General features: G+C 77.6%; 17 protein-coding genes. 4 read left to right on the top strand and 13 right to left on the bottom strand.

All coding sequences use genetic code 11. The features are described 5' to 3' along the window. The 9 genes from rnc to BM048_RS10100 all read right to left on the bottom strand — a co-directional run bounded on the left by rnc (position 1) and on the right by BM048_RS10100 (position 7987). Positions 1 to 813, bottom strand: coding sequence for a ribonuclease III (gene rnc / locus BM048_RS10140; RefSeq protein ID WP_090032867.1), 813 nt, complete (start codon positions 811 to 813; stop codon positions 1 to 3). Between the two features lie 15 nt (positions 814 to 828). Continuing rightward, on the bottom strand, positions 829 to 1023 hold the full coding sequence (gene rpmF / locus BM048_RS10135) for a 50S ribosomal protein L32 (protein WP_090032866.1): 195 nt from the start codon (positions 1021 to 1023) through the stop codon (positions 829 to 831). Positions 1024 to 1025: 2 nt separating this feature from the next. Then, positions 1026 to 1601: a YceD family protein gene (locus BM048_RS10130; RefSeq protein ID WP_090032864.1), complete on the bottom strand. Its 576-nt coding sequence runs from the start codon at positions 1599 to 1601 to the stop codon at positions 1026 to 1028. 147 nt (positions 1602 to 1748) lie between these two features. Next, positions 1749 to 2252, bottom strand: a complete 504-nt coding sequence (locus BM048_RS10125) for a hypothetical protein (protein ID WP_090032862.1) — start codon at positions 2250 to 2252, stop codon at positions 1749 to 1751. Beyond that, positions 2249 to 2764, bottom strand: coding sequence for a pantetheine-phosphate adenylyltransferase (gene coaD / locus BM048_RS10120; RefSeq protein WP_090032861.1), 516 nt, complete (start codon positions 2762 to 2764; stop codon positions 2249 to 2251). The genes BM048_RS10125 and coaD overlap by 4 nt, the downstream gene beginning before the upstream one ends. Before the next feature lie 10 nt (positions 2765 to 2774). Continuing rightward, complete coding sequence (locus BM048_RS10115) at positions 2775 to 3338, bottom strand: RsmD family RNA methyltransferase (protein WP_090032859.1); 564 nt, start codon at positions 3336 to 3338, stop codon at positions 2775 to 2777. Beyond that, positions 3335 to 4984 carry a DUF6297 family protein gene (locus tag BM048_RS10110; protein ID WP_175499476.1) on the bottom strand — a complete coding sequence of 550 codons (1650 nt, stop codon included), beginning with the start codon at positions 4982 to 4984 and terminating at the stop codon, positions 3335 to 3337. The genes BM048_RS10115 and BM048_RS10110 overlap by 4 nt, the downstream gene beginning before the upstream one ends. Then, the gene (locus BM048_RS10105; RefSeq protein WP_090032858.1) at positions 4981 to 5670 is read right to left on the bottom strand and encodes an ABC transporter ATP-binding protein; all 690 of its coding nucleotides are present in this window, start codon (positions 5668 to 5670) and stop codon (positions 4981 to 4983) included. Before BM048_RS10105 ends, BM048_RS10110 begins: the two co-directional genes overlap by 4 nt. A gap of 73 nt (positions 5671 to 5743) precedes the next feature. Further along, on the bottom strand, positions 5744 to 7987 hold the full coding sequence (locus BM048_RS10100) for an ATP-dependent DNA helicase RecG (protein ID WP_090032982.1): 2244 nt from the start codon (positions 7985 to 7987) through the stop codon (positions 5744 to 5746). A 306-nt stretch (positions 7988 to 8293) separates the two neighbouring features. Between BM048_RS10100 and rpmB the strand changes: the two genes are divergently transcribed. Further along, positions 8294 to 8485, top strand: a complete 192-nt coding sequence (rpmB, locus tag BM048_RS10095; RefSeq protein ID WP_029289091.1) for a 50S ribosomal protein L28 — start codon at positions 8294 to 8296, stop codon at positions 8483 to 8485. Between the two features lie 198 nt (positions 8486 to 8683). Then, on the top strand, positions 8684 to 9208 hold the full coding sequence (locus BM048_RS10090) for a GNAT family N-acetyltransferase (protein WP_090032980.1): 525 nt from the start codon (positions 8684 to 8686) through the stop codon (positions 9206 to 9208). On the opposite strand, the gene BM048_RS10085 is transcribed toward BM048_RS10090, so the two are convergent. After that, positions 9193 to 10314: a thiamine-phosphate kinase gene (locus BM048_RS10085; protein WP_090032856.1), complete on the bottom strand. Its 1122-nt coding sequence runs from the start codon at positions 10312 to 10314 to the stop codon at positions 9193 to 9195. The two genes, BM048_RS10090 and BM048_RS10085, sit on opposite strands and share 16 nt — an antisense overlap. A 46-nt stretch (positions 10315 to 10360) precedes the next feature. Between BM048_RS10085 and BM048_RS10080 the strand changes: the two genes are divergently transcribed. After that, positions 10361 to 10846: a DUF3515 family protein gene (locus tag BM048_RS10080; RefSeq protein ID WP_090032855.1), complete on the top strand. Its 486-nt coding sequence runs from the start codon at positions 10361 to 10363 to the stop codon at positions 10844 to 10846. 4 nt (positions 10847 to 10850) lie between these two features. Here BM048_RS10080 and BM048_RS10075 read toward each other — a convergent pair whose 3' ends face one another. Then, positions 10851 to 12005, bottom strand: a complete 1155-nt coding sequence (locus BM048_RS10075; protein ID WP_239078583.1) for a D-alanine--D-alanine ligase family protein — start codon at positions 12003 to 12005, stop codon at positions 10851 to 10853. Between the two features lie 108 nt (positions 12006 to 12113). On the opposite strand from BM048_RS10075, the gene BM048_RS10070 reads away from it, so the two are divergent. Then, positions 12114 to 13403 carry a trans-sulfuration enzyme family protein gene (locus BM048_RS10070; protein WP_090032853.1) on the top strand — a complete coding sequence of 430 codons (1290 nt, stop codon included), beginning with the start codon at positions 12114 to 12116 and terminating at the stop codon, positions 13401 to 13403. A gap of 17 nt (positions 13404 to 13420) precedes the next feature. Here the strand turns inward: BM048_RS10070 and BM048_RS10065 are convergent, their stop codons facing one another. Both BM048_RS10065 and BM048_RS10060 read right to left on the bottom strand, forming a co-directional pair. Continuing rightward, the gene (locus tag BM048_RS10065; RefSeq protein ID WP_090032852.1) at positions 13421 to 14434 is read right to left on the bottom strand and encodes an NAD(P)H-dependent glycerol-3-phosphate dehydrogenase; all 1014 of its coding nucleotides are present in this window, start codon (positions 14432 to 14434) and stop codon (positions 13421 to 13423) included. After that, positions 14431 to 15183: a lysophospholipid acyltransferase family protein gene (locus BM048_RS10060; protein ID WP_090032850.1), complete on the bottom strand. Its 753-nt coding sequence runs from the start codon at positions 15181 to 15183 to the stop codon at positions 14431 to 14433. Before BM048_RS10060 ends, BM048_RS10065 begins: the two co-directional genes overlap by 4 nt. Positions 15184 to 15205 lie beyond the last annotated feature (22 nt).

The raw sequence follows: 15205 nt of genomic DNA, 5'->3' as shown, positions 1-15205 counted from the left end.
TCAGGCGTCGACGGGTGCGGCGGCGCCGACGACGCCGACGGCGCCGGCGGTGCCCACCCCCGCCGGGTCGCCGCCGACCCCTGCCGCGGCGAGGGCCACGAGCGCCCGATGGGCGGTGGCGGCGGCCTCCTGCTCGGCGACCTTCTTCGCGGGGCCGCTGCCCTCCCCGCGCACGACGCCCGCGACGAGCGCCCGGGCCTCGAAGACGCGGGCGTGGTCGGGTCCCGACGAGACCACCTCGTAGACGGGGGCGCCGAGGTCGAGCGAGGCGGACAGCTCCTGCAGCGACGTCTTCCAGTCGAGGCCGGCGCCGAGCCCCGCGGCCGCCGTCAGCGTCGGCCCGACGAGGCGCAGCACCACCCGGCGCGCGGTCTCCAGCCCGTGGGAGAGGTACACCGCGCCGAAGAGGGCCTCGAGCGTGTCGGACAGGATCGAGTCCTTGTCGCCGCCGCCCGTGGCGCTCTCGCCCTTGCCGAGCAGCAGGTAGCCGCCCAGACCGAGCCCCCGGGCCACGGACGCGAGCGCCCGCTGCGAGACGGTCGCCGCCCGCATCTTCGCCAGCGCACCCTCGGGCTCGTCGGGGTGGTCGCGGTACAGGGCCTCCGTGACAACGAGGCCCAGCACCGTGTCCCCGAGGAACTCCAGCCGCTCGTTCGTCGGGATGCCGCCCGCCTCGTGGGCGAAGGACCGGTGCGTCAGGGACAGCACGAGCAGCTCGGGGTCCAGGTGGACCCCGAGCTGCTCGAGGAGTCGTGCCGCGGCATCGGCGGACGGCGGCTGCGCCGGTTCCGCGCCGCGTCGTGCGCGTGCCACGTCAGGGGGTGCGGATCAGCTCTCGTGCGAGCTGCGCACGGCCTCCGCGTAGCGGCGGCCGTTGTACGACCCGCACGAGGGGCACGCCGTGTGCGGCATCTTGTGCGCACGGCAGACCGGGCAGGCCTGGAGCGTCGTGGCAGTGGTCTTCCACTGCGACCGACGCGCACGGGTGTTGCTGCGCGACATCTTGCGCTTCGGAACAGCCACGATCAGCTCTCTTTCATGTCGGTGTGTCCCAGGAGCCCCTGCAGGGAGGCCCACCGGGGGTCGGTCGTCTCGTGCGCGTGGTCCGGGTCGTCCGCCAGCCGCGCCCCGCACTCCGAGCACAGCCCCGGGCAGTCCGGGGAGCACACGGGTTGGAACGGCAGCACGGTGACGACCGCGTCCCGCAGCGCGGGCTCGAGGTCGAGCAGGTCGCCCTCGAGCTCCCGCACGTCCTCGTCGTCGTCCCCCGCGTCGGCGGCTGCCGACGCGCGCTCCGGGTAGACGTACAGCTCCTGCAGGGGGGCGTCGACGTCGTCGACGACCTCCGTGAGGCAGCGCACGCACTCCCCGACCGCGCGACCGCGGACGTGACCGGAGACGAGGACCCCCTCCATGACCGCCTCGAGCCGGAGGTCCAGCGCGAGGTCCGATCCTTCGGGGATGCCGATCACCGCGGTGCCGAGGTCGGCGGGGGCGGCCACGGTGAGCGCCACGGTCCGCGTCGATCCCGGACGTCTCCCGAGCTCGAGGGTGTCGAGCACGAGGGGCGAGCGGGGATCGAGGTGGGCAGGGCGCTGCACGTCCGGTCTCCCTCGTCGATCTCGGTCCACGCCGATGCGGCAGGACCAGCGCAGGAGTCTACGTCACGCGGGCACGGCTGCGCGAATCACCGTCGCGGGTGACCGCCGGCAGCTTCCACCGTCAGCCTCCGCCGGCAGTCTCCGCCGTCAGTCCTCCGCCGGCGCCGCGAGGCGGTCCGCGAGCTTCGTCCGGCCGGCCTGCACCTGGGACAGCACCCGGCCCAGGTCGATCTCGAAGTCCGCCAGACGCCGGTCGCACCAGTCGTCGGCGTCGCGCCGCAGGCCCTCGGCGGTCGCCTCGGCCGCCGCGACGATGCGCGCCGCCTCCGCACGGGCCTCGAGCACGACCCGCTCCTCGGACACGAGCTCGGCCGCCTGCTCGCGGGCGCGGGCCAGCAGGGCGTCCGCCTCGGCCCGGGCCTCGTCGCGCGCGGCGTCCGCGCGGGCGAGGACGGCGTCGGCCTGGCTGAGCTGCGCCGGCAGGATCTCCAGCGCCTGCTCCACCAGGTCGAGCAGCTCGGCGCGGTTGACCAGCACGCTCGAGGACATGGGCATGGCCCGTGCCGAGCGCACCGCCGTGGCCAGGGCGTCGAGGACGCCCGTCAGGCCCTCCGGCCGGTGGTCGACCGCGCCTCCGTCGGCCTGCGTCATCGTGTGCTCCCCCTCTCGTCCGCACGGACCTGCTGCGCCGCCCGCAGCGCCGCCCGCACCGCCTCGCCCACGCCCGGCGGGACGAGGTCGTCGATCTCGCCGCCGTGCCGGGCCACGTCCTTGACCAGCGACGACGCGACGTGCGCCAGGGCCCCGTCGCCCACGACGAACACCGTCTCCACGCCGATCAGGTGCCGGTTCATCAGCGCCATCGGCAGCTCCGCGTCCAGGTCGGCGCCGCTGCGCAGGCCCTTGACGACCGCGACCGCGCCCGTGCGGCGCACGTACGCCGCGAGCAGCCCGTCGACCGCCTCGACGCGGACCCCGTCCAGGTCCGCCACCGCGGCGGCGGCGAGGCGGAGGCGCTCCTCGACGTCCAGCAGCGGCGTCTTGGCGGAGTTGCGCGCGACCGCGACGACGACCTCGTCGAACATCGACCGGGCCCGGCGCACGACGTCGACGTGACCCCGGGTGATCGGGTCGAAGGACCCGGGGCAGACGGCGGTGCGCACGGCGACGACCCTAGTCGTCCCCGCCGGCGGGCTCCGCGAACCACACGCGCGTCTCGCCGTAGGCGCGCTCGTCGAAGCGCACCAGGTCCGGGCCCCACGTCGGCTCCGGCGTGCGGGTGGATCGCTCGACGAGGACGACGGCGCCCGGCGCGAGGGCCGGGGCCACGGCGTCCAGCACGCGCCCGAGGTCCTCCTCCCCCAGCTCGTAGGGCGGGTCGACGAGGACGAGGTCCCACGGCTGCGCGGGCGGATGGGCGACGACGCGCTCGGCCCGGTCGGCGACGACCCGCACCCGGTCCGCGAGGCCGGTGGAGGCCGCGTTCGCCCGGCACACCTCCGCGGCCGCCCGCGCGGCCTCGACGAGGACGACGTGCGCGGCGCCGCGGCTCGCGGCCTCCAGCCCCAGGGCGCCCGACCCCGCGTACAGGTCGAGCACGCGTGCGCCGGCGACGACGTCGAGATGCTCCAGCCGGGAGAAGAGCGCCTCGCGCACGCGTTCGCTCGTCGGGCGGGTGCCGCGCGCGGGCACGCGCAGCGTCCGGCCGCCGGCGGTCCCGGCGACGAGGCGGGTCACCGGACCCGCCCGGTGAGCGCCGGGCCGCCCGGAGCAGCACCCGGGGAGCCGGCCGGGCCCGACCCGCCGCCCGCCGGCTCGGCCGCGTCGGAGAGCCGCTCGAGCAGGGTGCGCGTGTCGGTGCTCGACGCCACTGCGACCGCGACGACCGCCGCCGTCGCCTGCGCGGTGAGCGCGAGCGTGTGCACCTCGCCGACGAGCAGCGTCACCGCGACGGGCAGCAGGCCGAGGACGACGACGTCCGGGCCGCGCGCGACGACCGCCGCGACCCCGGTGGGCACCGCTCCGGCGGGCGTCGAGACGAGCGGCGCGCCCCAGTCGGGGCTCGGGCGGTACGCGCCCCGCACGGCGGCGGCCGCCCAGACGGGCGTCGCCGCCACGGCCAGCGCCAGCCAGCCGACGGGCTCGCCCGTCCACCGGCCGACCGCGGCGAAGGCGACGAGGGTCCAGGGAAGCATCGCCACGGCGGGCACGACCATCCGCAGCCGCCGCACCGTCGTCGCGGGCAGCGGGAGGAGCCGGTCGAGGACCGGCACCATCTCGGCGCGGCGCGCCCCCTCGGCGGTCGCGCTCGTCGCCACGAGGCCCGCGCCGAATAGCGCGAGCAGGACGGCCGCCGGACCCGCCAGCCCGGGCACCAGCGTGACGAGGAACGGCACGCAGGCGCTCACCGCGAGCTGCACGAGGTGCCGCGGGGAGCGCCGCAGCACCACGAGGTCGGCGGTCACGAGCGCCGAGGCCGGCCCGCGGACCGTGGCGAAGGGCACCCAGCGCCGCCGCCGGGGCCGCGCCGCGCCCTCCGTCAGCACGCGGCCCAGCTCCCGCGAGTCCAGGGACACGAGCGCGCCGACCGCCTGCGTGGTCAGCGAGCCGCTCTCGCGCAGGGCGCGGCCCGGCACCCGGTCCAGGCGGCCGTCGACGACGAGCGCCAGGACGACGACGAGCGCGCCCAGCGCCCCGACGGCCGCCCACGGCGGTGTCGGGACCGCCGCCACGCGCGCACCCGCGAGCGCGGCGACGAGCGCCGCGACCGGCACCGCCGCGACCACGACCTCGCCGGTCCGAGCGATGAGGCGCCGGGACGCCCCGGCCGTCTGCGCGAGCGCCGCGGCGAGGACGAGCGCGGCCGCCGCCAGCGCCGCCGCGGGCACCGTCCGCAGGAGCCGGTCCCTCGAGGCGGACGCCAGGCCCGCGTCGAGCACGCCCACGACCACGCCGCCCACGAGCGCGGCCAGCACCGGTGGGCGGCGCGCGGCGGGCCGCAGCAGCCCACGGCGGTCGACGGGCAGCGGCAGCCACCAGGCGGCCTCCGCACCACCCACGCCCACGGGCCCGAGCCGCCCGGCGAGCTGCACCAGCGCCCCGCCCAGGGCGACGACCACCGCGACCACGAGCGCCGGCAGGCTCAGGCCCGCCACCGGCGCCGCCGTGACCGGGGGCAGGCCCGTCCGCAGGGCACCGGCCACGCCGAGCGCCATGCCGACGGCGATCGCCGTGAGCACCACGGCATAGTACACGTCCCCCAGCAGCTCCCCGAAGGACGCACCGCCACGGGCGTTGCCGGCGCGCGTCGTGTAGCGCCGCACGTCCCGCGCCGTGGGCACCGCGCCCGGCGGCCCGGGGTGCACCACCGGCCCGGCGCTCACACGTCCGCCCGGGCGATGAGGTCCGCCGCGGCGGCCGGCGGCAGGACGCGGGTCTCGTCGTCGGCGACGAGCACGGCACGGTCCGCAACGGCGCGCAGCAGCACGGGGTCGTGGGTGGCGAGCAGCACGGCGCCACCGGCCCGCTTCTCCGCGACGAGCCGCTCGGCCAGGCGCGTGCGCATCCGCACGTCGAGGCGCTGCTCGGGCTCGTCGAGCACGAGCAGCGAGCGCGGCCGCACGAGCCCGGCGGCCAGGAGGAGGCGGCGCCGCTGCCCGGACGAGAGGGCCACGGGCAGCGCGGCCGCGTGCTCGGTGAGGCCGAACTCCGCGAGCAGCTCCGCCACGAGGTCCTGCGCCCCGCGCACGCCGTGACCGCGCGCGGTGAGGAACAGGTGCTCGGCGACGGTCAGCGCGGGGAACCACGCGTCGTCGTCGAGGACGGCGGACACCTGCCGCCGGGTCTCGACGGACCGCTCGTCGACGGGGGCGCCGAGCACCCGCAGCGTGCCGCCCGCCGGCGTGAGCAGGCCGACGACCGCGCGCAGCACCGTGGACTTGCCCGAGCCGTTCGCGCCGACCAGGGCGACCGCCCGGCCCGGGTGCAGCGCGAACGTCACCGGCGCGCACACGGGTGCCCCGCCGTACCCGACGAGCAGGTCCTGCGCGCTGACGACGGGGGCGGCCACGCAGCGAGGGTAGCCGCGGGTTCGGTGCGGTCCGTCCGCCGCACGGCCCCTCCACGACCGGACGCCGGCGGACCTACGTGCGGTCGAGGAACTCGTCCCGGTCCCCGCGCAGCTCGGCCTCGATCGCCTCGCGCAGGAGCGGGTGGCGCTCCAGCTCGGGGTCCTCGGCGACGACCTCCCGCGCGTCCTGGCGGGCCTGCTCGATGACCTCGGCGTCGCGGGTGACCCGCAGGAACCGCAGCGACGACGAGGCGCCGGACTGGGCCGCGCCGAGCACGTCGCCCTCCCGCCGCAGCCCGAGGTCGACCGTGGCCAGCTCGAAGCCGTCCGTCGTGCGTTCGAGGGTCTCCAGCCGGGTGGCCGCCGGGCTGCCCGGCTCGACCTGCGCGACGAGCAGGCACACGCCCGGCGCCGACCCGCGGCCGATGCGCCCGCGGAGCTGGTGGAGCTGGGACACCCCGAAGCGGTCCGCGTCGAGGACGACCATGACGGTCGCCTCCGGGACGTCGACGCCGACCTCGACCACCGTCGTGGAGACGAGGACCGGGACCCGGCCGGAGGCGAAGTCGGCGAGCGCCCGCTCCTTGTCCTCCGGCGCCATCCGCCCGTGCAGGGTCCCGACCGGCACGCCGGCCAGGACGGGGAGGGCCCGCAGCTCCTCGACGACCTCGAGGACCGCCCGCAGCGGCGGGCGGGCGGGAGCCTCCGCGGGCGCACCCCCGTCGTCGTCGAGCAGGGCGTCGTCGCCGGCGTCGTCGCCGGGTGCCGCCCGGTCGACGACGAGGTCCGCGTCCCGGTCCGCCTCGGAGTCCGGGTCGATCCGCGCGCACACGACGTACGCCCGACCACCGCCGTCGACCTCCTCGCGCACCCGCCGCCAGGTCCGCTCGAGCCAGGTCGGCCGGCCGGCGGGCACGACGTGGGTCTGCACCCCGCTGCGCCCGGCCGGCACCTCCCGCAGCACGGACGTCTCCAGGTCGCCGAACACCGTCATGGCCACCGTGCGCGGGATGGGCGTCGCCGTCATGACGAGCAGGTGCGGGTGCCCGCCGGCCTTGGCCCGCAGCCGGTCGCGCTGCTCGACGCCGAACCGGTGCTGCTCGTCGACCACGACGAGGCCCAGCTCCGCGAACTGCACGACGTCGGACAGCAGCGCGTGCGTCCCCACGACGATGCCCGCCTGGCCCGACGCGGCCTCCAGCAGCGCCGCCCGCCGCGCCGCCGAGGACGCCGACCCGGTGAGGAGCGCCACGCGGGTGGCCGTCTCGGCGCCGCCCAGCAGGCCGCCCTCGGCCAGGTCCCCCAGCATCGCCCGCAGGGAGCGCGCGTGCTGCGCGGCCAGCACCTCCGTCGGCGCCAGCAGCGCCGCCTGCCCGCCCGCGTCGACCACCTGCAGCATCGCCCGCAGGGCGACCACGGTCTTGCCCGACCCGACCTCGCCCTGCAGGAGCCGCTGCATCGGCACCGGCCGCGCCAGCTCGGCGGCGATCTCCGCGCCGACCTCCCGCTGCCCGGCGGTGAGGGTGAACGGCAGCCGGGCGTCGAAGGCCTCGAGGAGCCCGCCGGCGCGCGGCGGACGGGCGACGGCCTCCTCGGCCGCCGCGCGGGCACGCCGGCGCGCGAGCTCGGCCTGCAGCACGAACGCCTCCTGGTACCGCAGCCGCCGGTGGGCCGCGCGCCAGTCGGCCTCCTCGTGCGGCTCGTGCACCTTGTGGACGGTCTCGGCCCACGTGAGCAGCCCGCGCCGCGCCCGCACCTCGTCGGGCAGGAGGTCCGGGAAGTGGGACGGCCCCAGCCCGGTGAGCTCCTGGTGGACGAGGTCGCGCACGTGGCGCTGCTCGAGCTTGGCCGTGAGCGGGTACAGCGGGACCGGCCAGCCCGCGCGCTCGCGGGCCCGGCCCTCGGCCTGCTCGTCGTCGAGCATCTCGTACGTCGGGTGCGTGAGCTGGCGGCCGTCCTGCCACGTGCTCACCTGGCCGCTGAAGGTGCCCCGGCGGCCGGGCACGAGCTGGGCCGCGTGGTACGCCAGCGGCCCCTCGCGCTTGGCGAAGAAGGTGAGGGCGAGCCGGTCGCGGCCGTCGGTGACCGAGGCCGTCAGCACGAACAGCCCGGTCCGCGTGCGGCGCGGGCCCTGCACGCGCTCGACGTCCGCGACGATGGTCACGCGCTCGCCGGTCGCGAGGGCGCCGATGTCGGTCAGCGTGCTGGGCTCGAGGTACCGCCGCGGGTAGTGCCGCAGCAGGTCCCCGACCGTGCCCAGCCCCAGCCGCTCGAGCCTCGGCACCAGCGCCTTGCCGGCCGCCTGGGTCAGGGACATCGACAGGCGGTCCGGCTGGTGCACCACGATCAACCCCGGCACCCGCGCCCTCCTCCCGACCGTCCCGCACCACCTGGGCGACGGCGCGTCCGGCCGCCGCCGTATCGTCGCACCGGCCACCGACACGCGCGGTTTCCCCGCCGTCCGGGCCATGGGCTAGTCTGTACCGGTTGCCCGGCCACCCGGGCACCCAGCGGTGCCTGCGGGCACCCGCGCCGGCCCCTCGTCTGGGCGCCGCCGGGAGCCCCGCGCCGACCCCGACCCGGCAGCCACCGGCTGCTCGACCAGCACATCCAGGAGAGAACCGTGGCTGCCAACTGCGACGTCTGCGCCAAGGGCCCGAGCTTCGGGCACAGCATCTCGCACTCGCACGTGCGCACGAAGCGGCGCTGGAACCCGAACATCCAGCGCGTCCGCGCGGTCGTGGCCGGCACGCCGAAGCGCCTCAACGTGTGCACCTCCTGCCTCAAGGCCGGCAAGGTCCAGCGCGCGGTCTGACGCCGCCCGGCCGGTACCGTCCGGCACCCCTCCGTCGAGAGCCCGTGGGTCCTGACCCACGGGCTCTCGTCGTCCCCCGGCCGTGCCCGGCGCGCTCGACGGCGACGTGGCCGCGGGTGCGCGTCCTCTTCCGGCCGTCCGGCGCGGTGACCTGCGGACGCACCTGACCCGCGGCGGCGGGTGTGGCATGGTGTGGCCATGCCCGAGGAGGAGCTCGACGAGGTCACCGTCCGCCCGGCCGTGCGCTCGGACGCGGCCGCCATCGCCGCCGTCCACGTGCGCTCCTGGCAGGAGGCGTACGGGCACATCGTGCCCGCGGCGTTCCTGTCCGCGCTCGACCCGGTGGACAAGGCCCGGACCTGGACCGTCTACCTCGAGCGGGCCGCGGCGGACGACGTCGAGCACTGGGTCGCGGAGGTGGGCGGCGAGGTCGCCGGCTTCGCCAGCGTCGGCCCGAGCCGCGACGAGGACGCGCGTCGCCACGAGCGCGAGATCTACTCCATGTACCTCGACCCGGGCCGCTGGGGCCACGGCATCGCGCGCGACCTCATGCGGGCGGTCGTCGGCTCCGCCGGGGACGTCCCGATGAGCCTGTGGGTGCTCCAGCAGAACGAGCGCGCGCAGAAGTTCTACCGCCGGCACGGCTTCCACCCCGACGGCGTCGAGCGCTACGAGGAGATCGGCGGCTCCGACCTCCTCGAGGTCCGCTACCGCCGCGGCTGACCGGCCCCGCCCGACGAGGGACCGGCCGCGGGCACGCCCCGTGCGAAGTGGTCCCAGCCGGTGCCCGTGACGTGGGGAGGGCTCCCGGCGACGAGGACGCGCGCGCCGGTCGCCGTGCCGGCGGACGCGTCGGCGGACGCGTCGGCCATGGGTCGCACCCGGCCCACCGCGCGGAACGGCTCGGGCAGCGCGACGCCCGACGGGAAGGTCGCGAGCAGGCCGTGGTCCTCGCCGCCGGTGAGCAGCCAGGCGTCGACGTCGACGCCCAGCGCGGCCGCCACCGGCGCGAGCCGCGCCCGCTCCGCGGCGAAGGCGACGGCGGGCGCGTCGAGGTCGACGAGCACCCCCGACGCCCGCGCGAGCCGCCCCGCGTCGCGCAGCAGCCCGTCGGAGACGTCGAGCATCGCCGTCGCCCCGGCCCTGGCCGCCGCCGCCCCGGCCCCGAGGGGCGCCTCCGGCCGCAGGAACGCGGCGACGAGCTCGTCGTCCGCGCCCGGGCCCGCCGCGGAGCCCGGGCCCGACCACCCGGCGTCGTGGGCGGTGAGCAGCGCGAGCCCCGCCGCCGAGCGGCCGCACCGGCCGGCGTGGGCGACGACGTCACCGGGCCGGGCACCCGAGCGGCGCACCGGCGGGCGCCCCTCCAGGTCCCCGTGCGCCGCGACCGACACGACGACGGCGTCGCCGCCCGACAGGTCGCCCCCGACGACCCCGACACCCAGCGGGGCGCACACGTCGGCCAGCCCCTGCGCCAGGCCGACGACCCACGCCACCGGCAGGTCCGACGGCACGGCGAGCGCCACGACGACCGCCGTGGGCCGGGCGCCCATCGCCGCGACGTCCGCGAGGTTCTGCACCGCCGCACGCCGGCCCACGTCCCGCCCGGTCGACCACCGACGGCGGAAGTGCCGGTCCTCGACCAGCACGTCGGTCGTCACGACGAACCGCCCGTCCGGGGCCGCCACCACCGCCGCGTCGTCCCCGGGCGGCACGAGCGTCGCGTCGCCCACGGGCAGCAGCGGCACGAACGCCGCCAGCAGCGCCTCCTCGTCGAGGTCCCGCACGCGGGTTCCGGGGTCGGCGTCAGGGGTCGTCGCCGGGCCGCTCACAGGGTCCTCACGCCGACCACGCTACCGGCGCGGCTACCGTGGACCCGTGCCCCTCCCCCCGACCCGTCGTCGCCGGGCCGCCGCGGGCGCCGGCCTCCTCGTGCTCGTCCTGGCCGGGTGCGCGGCCACCGTCCCGACGACCGCAGGCCCCGAGGCGACGGACCCGGTCTGCGCCGAGGTCGTCCTCGCGCTGCCGGAGGACCTGGGCGACGGCCTGGTCCAGCAGCGCACCGACGCGCAGGCCACCACGGCGTGGGGCGACCCGCGGGCGGCGGTCGTCCTGCGGTGCGGGGTCGAACCGCTCGGCCCGACCACGGACCGCTGCGTCACCCTGGAGACCCCCGACGGCGGCAGCGTCGACTGGGTCGTCGTCGAGGACGACGACGGGTCCTGGACGTTCACGACGTACGGGCGTGCGCCGGCGGTCGAGGTCCAGGTCCCGGCGGCCGTCGCCGGGGATCGCTCGACGTCCTTCGTCGTCGACCTCGGGCCCGCGGTCAGCCGGACGCAGGTGGAGCGCTCCTGCGTCTGAGCGCTCAGCGCAGCCCGGTGGGCCGCTCGAGCGCGAGCGCCAGCAGCTCGTCGACGAGCGCGGGGTAGTCCAGCCCGCTGGCGGCCCACATGCGCGGGTACATGGAGAACGGCGTGAAGCCGGGCATCGTGTTGATCTCGTTGACGACCACGTCGTCGTCCGGCGTGACGAAGACGTCCACCCGCGCCAGACCCTCGCAGCCCACGGCCTCGAACGCCTCCGCCGCCACCTGCCGCACCCGCTCGACGACGTGGGCCGGCAGGTCCGCCGGGCACTCGAGCCGCACATTGCCCTCGTCCAGGTACTTGGCCGAGAAGTCGTAGAAGGCGTGGCCGCCGCCGGTGACGACGATCTCCCCCGGCAGCGACGTCCGCGGCGCCGCGCCCGCACGGCCGCCCAGCACCCCGCACTCGACCTCCCGCCCGACGACCGCCGCCTCGACGACGACCTTCGGGTCGTGGCGCTGCGCCTCCGCGACCGCCGCATGCAGGTCCTCCAGGGCGTCGACCCGGGAGATGCCGAGGCTCGAGCCGGCCCGTGCGGGCTTGACGAACACCGGCAGCCCGAGCTCCTTCACCGCCGTCAGCGCGGCCTGCGGGTCGCGGGCCAGCACGCCGGGCAGCAGCACGCGGAACGGCCCGACGGGCAGGCCGTGCCCGGCGAGCACGAGCTTCATCATGTGCTTGTCCATGCCGACGGCCGAGGCCAGCACGCCGGCCCCCACGTACCGCACGTCCGCCAGCTCGAGCAGGCCCTGCAGCGTCCCGTCCTCCCCGAACGGCCCGTGCAGCAGCGGCAGCACGACGTCCACGGCGCCCAGGTCCTGCGGGGCCGCCCGGTCCTCGAGGAGCTGGACGCTGCGGTCCCCCACCGCCTGCGGCAGCAGGACCCGACGCGCCGTGTCCTCCACCTCGGGCAGCCGGTCGCCGTCGATCGCCCAGCGGTCGGGGTCGTCGTCGGCGAGGACCCAGCGCCCGTCGCGGGTGATCCCGACGGCCAGGACGTCGTACCGCTCCCGGTCGAGGGCACGCAGCACGCCGCCGGCGGTCACGCAGCTGATCGCGTGCTCGCCGGAGCGCCCGCCGAACAGCACCATGACGCGCGGCCTCCCGGGCCGGGCGGACGCGTCGGGGACGGCGGGGGCGAGGTCGTCGGTCATCGCGCCGACCCTACTGCGGCGCCCCCGGTCGGACGGGCAGCGCGGGGCCCGCGCGTCCGCCGCGGGCAGCCGGGGCCCCGCGCCCGGTCGGGTCCTACCCTGGCGCCCATGCCCTCCCCCGGTCCCGACCTGACGCACGACCCGCACGACGAGCACGACGACGCCCTGGCGGCCGTGTCCCCCGCGACCCTGGCGGTCGCGGCCGGCCGGCCGGCGCGCGTGCAGGGCGCACCGGTCAATCCGCCGGTCGTCCTGTCCTCCACCTACGTGTCGCAGGGCGTCCCGGCCCCCGGTGTGCTCCTGTACGCGCGCGGGGGCACGGAGACGTGGCAGCCGTTCGAGGAGGTGCTCGGGCGGCTGGAGGGGTCCGCGGCGCCGGCCCTGGTGTTCGCGTCGGGGATGGCGGCCATCGCGGCGGCCTTCTCGCTCGTCCCGCACGGGGGGCGCGTCGTCGTGCCGACGCACGCCTACCAGATCGCGCTCGCCTACGCCGCGGACCTCGTCGACCGCGGCGCGATCCGCCTCACGCGCGTGCCGATCGACGACACCGACGCCGTCGTGGCGGCCGTGCGTGGTGCGAACAGGGGCGAGGGCACCGGCGAGGGCGCGGGCGACGCCGGCGCCGACGACCCCGCCGCGATGCTCTGGGTCGAGTCGCCCACGAACCCGATGCTCGAGGTCGCGGACCTGCCCGTGCTCGCCGACGCGGCGCACGCGGTCGGCGCGCTCGTCGTCGTGGACAACACCTTCGCCACGCCGCTGGGCCAGCGCCCGCTCGCCCTGGGCGCCGACGTCGTCGTGCACTCCGTGACGAAGTACCTCGGCGGGCACAGCGACGTCGTGCTCGGCGCGACCCTCGCCGACGACCCGGCCCTGCACGCGCGCCTGCTGGCGTACCGGACGCTGCACGGGTCCGTGGCCGGGCCGATGGAGGTGTGGCTGGCGCTGCGCGGCGTGCGCACGCTGGCGCTGCGGGTCCGGCAGCAGACCGCCTCGGCGGCGGAGCTGGCCCGGCGGCTGGCGGCGCACCCCGCGGTCGTGCAGGTGCGGCACCCCAGCCTGCCCGACGACCCCGGGCACGAGCGGGCGACCCGGCTGATGGACGGGTACGGCGCGGTCCTGGGCCTGCGGCCCGTGGGCGGCGCGGCGGGTGCGGACGCCGTCGTGGCGGCGCTGCGGCTGTGGGTGCCGGGGACGAGCCTCGGCGGCGTGGAGTCGCTCGTCGAGCGGCGGCGACGTTTCGCCACGGAGTCCGTCACCGTGCCGGAGGACCTGCTGCGGCTGTCCGTGGGCATCGAGGACGTCGAGGACCTCTGGGCCGACCTGGACCGGGCGCTGCGCGCCGCCGCGGGCGAGCTGCCGCTGGACGACGAGGGGCCCGGCGGCGACGAGGGCTGAGCCGATCGGGCCGAGCGTCAGACGCCGTCGGGACGGTGCGGCCGGCCCAGCAGCTCCGCGGCCATCTCGTCGACGTCCTGACCCTCGTACAGCACGCGCACGACGCCCTGCGTGATCGGCACGTCGACGTCCAGGCCCTGCGCCAGCTCCAGCAGCGAGCGCGAGGACTTGGCGCCCTCGGCCGTGCCGTTCGTGTGCGCGAGGGCCTCGTCGAGCGTCATGCCCTCACCGATGTGCACCCCGAGGACGTGGTTGCGCGAGTCCGGTGACCCGCAGGTGGCGACGAGGTCGCCCATGCCCGCCAGCCCGGCGAAGGTCGCCGGGTCCGCCCCGAGGGCGAGCCCCAGGCGGGTGATCTCCGCCAGCCCCCGCGTGACGAGCGTCGCGCGCGTGTTGTGCCCGTAGCCCCGGCCCTGCGCCACCCCGACGGCGAGGGCGACGACGTTCTTCGCCGCCCCGCAGAGCTCGACCCCGACGACGTCGGTGTTCGTGTACGGCCGGAAGTAGCCCGTCGCGCAGGCCGCCTGGACGCGCAGCGCGGTGCCCTCGTCGACGGACGCCACGACGGTGGCCGTCGGCTGCCGCGCGGCGATCTCGTGCGCCAGGTTGGGGCCCGAGACCACGGCCACGCGCTCGTCGGGCAGCCCGAGGGTCTGCGCCAGGAGCTCGCTCATCCGGCGGTCCGTGGACAGCTCGACGCCCTTCATGAGCGACACGGCGACGGCGTCGTCGCCCAGCGACCCGGCCAGCGGCGCGAGGATCGCCGCGGCCGACTGCGAGGGCACCGCGACGGCGACGACCTCCGCCCCCTCGACCGCCGCCCGCAGGTCGCCCGTCGCGCCGACGGCGTCGGGCAGCCGCACGCCCGGCAGGTAGCGCTCGTTGCGGTGCTCGTCCGCGACCTGCCCGACGACGGACGCGTCACGACCCCAGAGCGTGACCTCGCACCCGGCGTCCGCGAGCACGGCCGCGAAGGTCGTCCCCCAGCTCCCCGCCCCGAGGACGGCCGCGCGGACCGGCGCGGCGCTCACGCCCCCGGGCCCGTGCCGGCGTCGGTCCCTGCGCCCGCCGCGCCGCGCCGCCGCATGTCGAAGGGCTCGGCGGGGGCGGTCGCGCCCCGGATGCCCTCGAGCTGCACCGTGATGGCGCGCATGATCCGCGCGGTCGCCTCGCGCAGGGCGGCGGTGTCGGCCGGGCGCCCCTCGAGGTCCGCCAGGTCGACCGGCGGCCCCGCGACGACCGTCACGAGCTTGCGCGGCACGGGCCGCAGCCGCTTGGAGTACCAGCCGAGCAGCTCCTGCGCGCCCCACTGCGCCACGGGGACCACCGGCGCACCGGTCGCCAGCGCCAGCCGCGCGACCCCGGTCTTCGCCAGCATCGGCCACAGGTCCGGGTCGCGCGTGAGGGTGCCCTCGGGGAACACCGCGACGCAGTCGCCGGCGGCCACGGCCCGCTCGGCCGCCGCGAGGGAGTCCCCCGCCGCGGCGGTTCCGCGCGCGACGGGGATCTGCCCGGTCGCCCGCAGCACGCCGCCGAGCACGGGCACGTCGAACAGCGAGGCCTTGGCCAGGATCTTCGGCGCGTACCCGTGGTCCCACAGGTAGTGCGCGAAGGTCAGCGGGTCGATGTTCGTGACGTGGTTCGCGGCGGCGATGAAGCCCCCGGACGCCGGCAGGTGCTCGGCACCGCGCCAGTCGGTCCGGGTCATCGCGCGCATGGCGGGGCGCACGACCCGGGCGACGGCGCGGTAGGCGGGCGTGGAACGCGTCGGCGACGGCACGGTCGACGATCCTAGCCGCGCG

Origin of the sequence: Cellulomonas marina, assembly GCF_900111925.1 — a bacterium.
Classification (GTDB): Bacteria; Actinomycetota; Actinomycetes; order Actinomycetales; family Cellulomonadaceae; genus Cellulomonas; species Cellulomonas marina.
This window is presented reverse-complemented; position numbering and strand designations above follow the sequence as displayed.